Source organism: Nocardioides stalactiti (assembly GCF_014180715.1).
GTDB classification, from domain to species: Bacteria; Actinomycetota; Actinomycetes; order Propionibacteriales; family Nocardioidaceae; genus Nocardioides; species Nocardioides stalactiti.
Genome location: NZ_JACEFC010000175.1, coordinates 1 through 6,097 on the forward strand (window position 1 = coordinate 1; position 6,097 = coordinate 6,097).

The window sequence follows — 6,097 nt, forward strand, 5'->3', positions numbered from 1 at the left end:
GTCAGCGCGGTCGAGGAGCTGCGCCGGGTCGTCGGCGAGCTCAGCGAGCCCGAGACCGCCGGCGACCTCGTCACGGCCGCGGCCGCCGCCATCGTCGACACCTGGACGACGAAGGTGCGTCACCACATCGAGGCCAACCCCTTCGACCTCGGTGACGAGCGCCAGGCCTACGCCGCCGACGACCCGCTGCGTCCCTACGGCACGACCCTGCTCGCGGCCGCGGTGTCCGGCGACCTGCTCGTCGTCCTCCAGATCGGCGACGGCGACGCGGTCCTGGTGACCGACCAGGGCGAGGCCCAGCGCGCCGTGGCCGACGACCCCGAGCTCGACGGCATGCACACGAGCTCACTGTGCGAGCCCGACCCGCTGCGTGCCCTCCGGACGACCGTCATCGACACCCGCGTCGAGGACGTCGCGCTCGTCTTCTTGTGCACCGACGGCTTCGGTACCTCGCGCGTCGACGCCGGCGGCTGGTGGAAGCAGACCGGTGAGCAGCTCGTCGACTTCGGCCGCACCCGCGGCCTGGAGTGGATGCGCGAGCAGCTCCCTACCTGGCTCGAGGAACCGGCCCAGATCGGCGGCGACGACACCTCGATGGCGATCATCGTCCGCAGCGACCTCGGCCTCGGCGTCAGCGACCGCCCCGTCGACCCCGAGCGCACCATCGCCCTCCCCGAGCTAGCCGACACGCTCGACGCCCCGTAGGGCACAGCGGCTCCCCCTGCGGCGAACAGCCCCGAGCCGCTGCGGCGAGCCGCCATTCAGCCGTATGCGGCACCTACCTCGACTGCGCGCGCGGCAGCGCGGCGCCGCCGGGGGGGCCGCCCCGGGGGGGGCGGGTGNGCGGCGACGCGCTCGCGCCGACTAGAAGATCAGGCCGTAGAGCTTCTCGGGGTCGCCTTGGCCCTTGTCGTACATCTGCAGGTAGCAGCGGCAGTCGAGGTCGTCGATGAAGAGCACGCCGTAGGCGCCGCCGCTGTCCTGCTCCTCGACGTAGCCGTAGATCTTGCCCTGCTCGGGCTCGTCGGCGTCCTGCTGGCCGTTGCTGTTGGTGTCGTTGTACCAGTAGTCGACGACCAGGTCGCCGTCCTCCTTGGTCAGCGTCTTGGCGTTCTGGCGGTACTGCCGGAGGTCACCGACCTTGTCGAACTTGGCGACCCAGGTGTTGCGACCCGACCGCTTGCACTTGCTCTCCTCGGTCTCCCCGTCGACCTCGGTGGGGATCCGCTGGCAGTTGATGACGCCGAACAGCTCGGCGAACGCGATCACATCGGTGTCGGACAGCTCGTCGGGCGGCGTCACCGTCGCGGAGATCGCGTTGAACGCCGGGTCCAGCTGGTCGGCATTGACGCCCGGTCCGCCGGTCAGCTCGGCGGACTGGACGCCCGCGGCGCTGTCCCAGTAGAGGATCGGAGCGTCGGTGCTCGTGGAGTCGGCCGTGGTCGGGTCGAACCGGTAGTAGGCACCTGAGTCGACGTCGGCGACGATCGTGCCCTCAGCGCTGTTGAGGCGACGCGCGCGGGCCGCGGTCAGCTCGGAGCCCGAGGAGTAGGTCGTCAGCACCAGGGTGCCGTTGGGGAACGTGCACTGGACCTTGTCGGTCTGGCCCGACTGCAGGCTCCCGATGTCGCAGGAGTCCATGCCCGAGGTGACCTGCGAGCCGAGGCTGGCGTAGCGCGCGTTGATCTCCTCGAACGTGCCGGGACCCTCCGGGGTCGTGGGCTCGGTGGAGACCGGCGTCGTCGACTTGTCGTCGTCAGCGTCCGAGTCACCGTCGCCACCCGTGAGGGCGGCCACGCCGCCCACCACGCCACCGCCGACGAGGACGACCGCGGCCACGATGCCCACGACGATCGGCCAGGTCTTGCGCTGCTTCGGCGCGGCCGGGGTGTAGCCCCCGCCGTACGACGAGGGCGGCGGAGCGCCGTAGGAGGACGCGCCCACGGGGGTCGGGGCGGGCGAAGAGCCGGGGACGCCGGGCGCTCCCCCGGAGGTGGGCCACACCGGCGCGGTCGGGAGCGGCGCGCTGACGCCGGGCGGCGGCGGGGCAGCGGAGACCGGCGGCTGTGCGCTCATCGGCGGGACACCGGTCGGGGGCAGCATCGTCGGCGGGCCGGCCGGCGGCGGCACCGGGGAGGAGGCGTGCTGGGTGCGATAGCTGCGCACCTGGACGTCCGACACCTTGCCGGTGGCGTAGCCGAGGACCGCGAGCGCCCACTTGGCGCCGCCGACGTCAGCACTGCCGCGGTCACGGGCGAGGCGGTTGCCGGCCTCGCTGACCGCACGGTCGGCGTCCGCACCGCTGTCGAGCATCGTCATCATCGCCTGGAAGGCGCCGAGGCGGACCGCGTCGACGAGCAGGTTGATGTCGCCGGTGGTGGCGCTGTCCTCGTCGAGGTAGTCGTCCAGCGCACCGCGGAAGCTGTCGGCGTCGTTGAAGAGCTCCCGACCCTGGCTGCGGCCCAGGGCGTACAGGCTCTCGTGCAGTTCCATGAAACTCCCCAACTCGGTGATGGCGTCGCTGGTGCCGACCGGTGAATCTTACGATCGCACCAGCCTCAGGTGTGGCACTGCACCCGGAAGTTTGGTCAGACTCCGGCTCCGAGGCCGCTGGCGATGCCCGCCGCGCCCTCGGCCACTGCCGCTGCGGTCTTGGGCCGAGCCGTGACGTCGTTGTCGAGGCAGGAGGCGATGAGATCGGCTGCAGCAGGCGGCAGGTCGGCGTCGAGCGTCGGCTGCGACGCCAGGATCGTCCGGACGAGCAGCAGCGGCTCGGTGCTGCGCAGGTCGCCATAGACCCCGTGACCGGTGAGCGCGAAGTGGAGGCACGCCCCCAGCGACCAGACGTCGCTGGCGCGGGAGGCGGCGCCGCCGGTCATGATCGCGGGATCGGTGTACTCGAGGCCGATCTGGCCGAGCCCCGTCATCACCATGCCCGGTGAGAGCAGCTGGGACAGGCCGAGGTCGGAGAGCCGACCGCCGTCGTCGGCGATGAGGATGTTGGCCGGCTTGATGTCGCGATGCGCGATGCCGCGCTCGTGGAGGGCGTGGGCCGCGAGTGCCGCGTCGCGGACCGCGTGGACCGCGCGTGCCTTGTCGAGCGCGGTGGCCGGCTTCTCCAGCGACCCGAGCGGCAGGTACTCCATCGCGTAGTAGAACGCGCCGCCGTGGCGGCCGGCGTCGTAGACGGCGACCAGGCGGTCGGAGTCGGCGACGCTGAAGTGCTTGAGCTCGCGGGTCGCGCGACGGAACGCGTCGTCGGAGGTCGGTCCAGCGATGACCTTGACGACGACCTCGCTGGCCGCGATGCCGAGTCGGGCCGGCGCGTTCGCGAGGTAGTTCGTGCCGTAGTTCGACTCGCCGAGCGCCCGGATGAACTCATAGTCCGCGATGCCTTGCACGGTTCCTCCGTAGGTCCTGGTGAGCGGTCGGTTCACAGCATGGCACGTGCCACGGAGACGACCCATCAAAACCTGCCGAGCGCTCGACAATCGTCCGCAGGAACGGTTTTTGACGAGACGGATGCCCGGTCGAGGATTCGCGGGCGCGCCAGCGGGTAGCCGGTGTAGCGTTCCGGACGCACGTGTGACGGAACCTCCCGACGACGAATTGGAGGCTCTCTTGATCGAGCCGACTGGAGCTTCCGTGGTTCCCACCACGGACCCCAACACCTACCTCCCGGCCCAGCCCATGCCGGCCGGTGACCTCAACGAGCAGCTGCTGGGATCTGACTTCTGGACCGACGAGATGGTGGCCGCCGCCGGCATCCCGATCGTCGACATCCCGTTCGTCACCGTCGGCTCCGGGATCGGCAGCTTCGTCACCGTCGACTACCTCCGGATCGCCGGCGTCCCGACCTCCCAGATGCNTACCTCCGGATCGCCGGCGTCCCGACCTCCCAGATGCGCGTCCTCGGCACGCTGGACCATCCGTGGCAGACCTACGAGTACCTCACCCGGGTCTCGCAGATCCCGCGCGGCGAGCGACTGCGCTCCGACTCCGCCTCGCGCCCCGACAACATCTGGGGGTTCCCCTCCTACGGCTTCGCCGAGGGGATGAAGGGCAACCTCAAGATCCTCTGGCAGCTCTTCAGCGAGCCGATCTTCGCCGACTACTACACGCCCAAGGCGGGCAACGCCTTCGAGCAGATGGAGCGGGAGAAGAACCGGATCAACTACGACGAGATGCTCGTCAAGGGCCTGGTCCGCATCGTCCGGCGCCGCTATGGCGGGGGCTACTTCACGATCCTCACTCCTCCGGAGGGCGCGTCCGCGACCAAGCGGGTCGCGTTCCGGTCACAGTACGTCCACATCGCGGTGGGCTACCCGGGCCTGAAGTTCCTGCCCGAGCTCCAGCGCTACCGCACCGAGAACAACGACTACAGCCACATCGTCAACGCCTACGAGTCGCACGAGCACGTCTACGACCGGCTGCTGCAGCAGCCCGGCACGGTGATGGTCCGCGGTGGCGGCATCGTGGCGTCGCGGGTGCTCCAGCGACTGATGGACGACCGGCTCCTCAAGGGTGCCCAGACCAACATCGTCCACCTGTTCCGCACGTACTACAACGGCACCAACGACGGCTACGGCAACGAGTCCGACCCCCGTCCCGGTGGCCCCAAGACGCGGATCACGATGCGTCGACGCGGCGAGAACGGCTGGGCCTACCAGGGCTTCAACTACCCGAAGTCGGTGTGGGGCGGCCAGCTGAAGAAGCAGGTCCGCGGCCTGGAGGGCGAGCAGCGCGCCGAGCTCTACAAGCGGATGGGCGGCACCAACACCCCCTGGCGCAAGTACTGGCAGGCCCAGATGAACCAGGGCCGCCGCGAGGGCTGGTACCAGTGCCTGGTCGGCACCGTCGACGACATGCAGCCCAACGGCGAGCGGATCGTCAACCAGGTCCGGACCGCGCAGGGCACCGTCCCGGTCGAGGTCGACTTCGTGATCGACTGCACCGGCCTCGAGGCGGACATCGCCGAGCACCGGTTGCTCAAGGACCTGCTCGACCACGGCGGCGCGAGCCGCAACCCGGTCGGGCGGCTCAACGTGGACCGCAACTTCGAGCTGATCGGGACCCAGTCCGGCGGCGGCGCGATGTATGCGTCCGGAGCCACCACGCTGGGCGGCTACTTCCCTGGCGTCGACACCTTCCTCGGGCTGCAGATCGCCGCGCAGGAGATCTACCTCGACCTCAACAAGCGGGGCTTCTGCAAGAGGATCGGCCCGGTCCGGTCCACGGTGCAGTGGTGGAAGTGGCTGCTGGGGAACCAGCCGTGAGCACGCTTACCGAGATCGTCACCGGCCCACTCACCCCCCGAGGAGCCCTCTGATGTTGCCCACCCTCAACGGGCGGATCCAGACCCGGGTCTTCATGCTCGTCGTCTTCGGCGGCTTCCTGACCTTCATCCTGACCCCGCTCCTCCCCGGCGGCTTCGGCTTCAACGGGGAGAGCTACAAGATCACCTACCTGATCCTGCTCACGGTCCTCGTGCTCGGCGTCGGCTGGGAGCTGATCTACCACGGGATCCAGCAGTTCCGGTGGGAGAAGGACTGGCCGACGATGTTCGGCCTCATCACCGCGATCAACGAGGGCGCGCTGGTCTGGCTGCTCCTCGAGTTCGGCCTGATCCCCGGCATCGAGGGCAGCAACCCGCCGGCGTCGGTGTTCTGGGCGTTCTTCATCGACTTCTCCATCATCTGGTTCGTGATCTGGGTCTGGACCAACGGACCCATGCGGGTGCCGCTCATCCGGTGGCGCTTCCAAGGCGGAAGGATCGTGTGACGTGAAGCAGTCAGCGGAGGACTGGGCCCGCGCGACCGTGGTCCCCGGAGCAGGCGAGGGCACCCTCGCCCGGATCGGGCCGGTCGTGCTCCTCGTCGGGTCGACCGACCCCGACGTCGTACGCCCCTACGTCGACCACGCCCAGATGGTCGCCGCCAACGGCGGTCAGGGCCGTCAGCTCGTGCGCGGCTACGCGCTCATGCTGTCGACGGCCGTCGACCAGTCGCCCGGGTTCGCGGCTATCGCGCCGCACGCGACCGGCCTGGCGGTCTTCGTCGACGGCGACGTCGTCGTGACCATCGGTGACGAGCGGATC

At 69.8% G+C, this 6,097-nt stretch carries 7 protein-coding genes; 4 read left to right on the forward strand and 3 right to left on the reverse strand.

What is annotated here, in order from left to right; all coding sequences use genetic code 11:
• The coding region (locus H0487_RS21265; protein ID WP_183096223.1) for a protein phosphatase 2C domain-containing protein at positions 1-705 on the forward strand (705 nt) is incomplete at its 5' end.
• 159 nt (positions 706-864) lie between these two features.
• On the opposite strand, the gene H0487_RS21270 is transcribed toward H0487_RS21265, so the two are convergent.
• The 3 genes from H0487_RS21270 to H0487_RS22985 all read right to left on the reverse strand — a co-directional run bounded on the left by H0487_RS21270 (position 865) and on the right by H0487_RS22985 (position 3,824).
• A complete protein-coding gene (locus tag H0487_RS21270; protein ID WP_183096224.1) occupies positions 865-2,493 on the reverse strand; it encodes a hypothetical protein in 1,629 nt (542 codons plus the stop codon).
• A 95-nt stretch (positions 2,494-2,588) separates the two neighbouring features.
• Positions 2,589-3,401 (reverse strand): protein kinase domain-containing protein, encoded by an 813-nt coding sequence (locus tag H0487_RS21275; protein WP_183096225.1) that lies wholly within the window; start codon positions 3,399-3,401, stop codon positions 2,589-2,591.
• A 270-nt stretch (positions 3,402-3,671) separates the two neighbouring features.
• Positions 3,672-3,824, reverse strand: coding sequence for a hypothetical protein (locus H0487_RS22985; protein ID WP_220793656.1), 153 nt, complete (start codon positions 3,822-3,824; stop codon positions 3,672-3,674).
• A gap of 78 nt (positions 3,825-3,902) precedes the next feature.
• Between H0487_RS22985 and H0487_RS21280 the strand changes: the two genes are divergently transcribed.
• The 3 genes from H0487_RS21280 to H0487_RS21290 all read left to right on the forward strand — a co-directional run.
• A complete protein-coding gene (locus H0487_RS21280) occupies positions 3,903-5,276 on the forward strand; it encodes an FAD/NAD(P)-binding protein (protein WP_220793657.1) in 1,374 nt (457 codons plus the stop codon).
• 52 nt (positions 5,277-5,328) lie between these two features.
• Positions 5,329-5,781, forward strand: coding sequence for a hypothetical protein (locus H0487_RS21285; protein WP_183096226.1), 453 nt, complete (start codon positions 5,329-5,331; stop codon positions 5,779-5,781).
• Between the two features lies 1 nt (position 5,782).
• A partial coding sequence (locus H0487_RS21290; RefSeq protein WP_183096227.1) for a hypothetical protein occupies positions 5,783-6,097 on the forward strand: 315 nt, incomplete at its 3' end.

Bases quoted from the DNA above. Each gene is read 5' to 3' on its own strand.
- H0487_RS21270 (WP_183096224.1), bottom strand. From the start codon at position 2,493: ATGGAACTGCACGAGAGCCTGTACGCCCTGGGCCGCAGCCAGGGTCGG.
- H0487_RS21280 (WP_220793657.1), top strand. From the start codon at position 3,903: ATGCGCGTCCTCGGCACGCTGGACCATCCGTGGCAGACCTACGAGTAC.
- H0487_RS21285 (WP_183096226.1), top strand. From the start codon at position 5,329: ATGTTGCCCACCCTCAACGGGCGGATCCAGACCCGGGTCTTCATGCTC.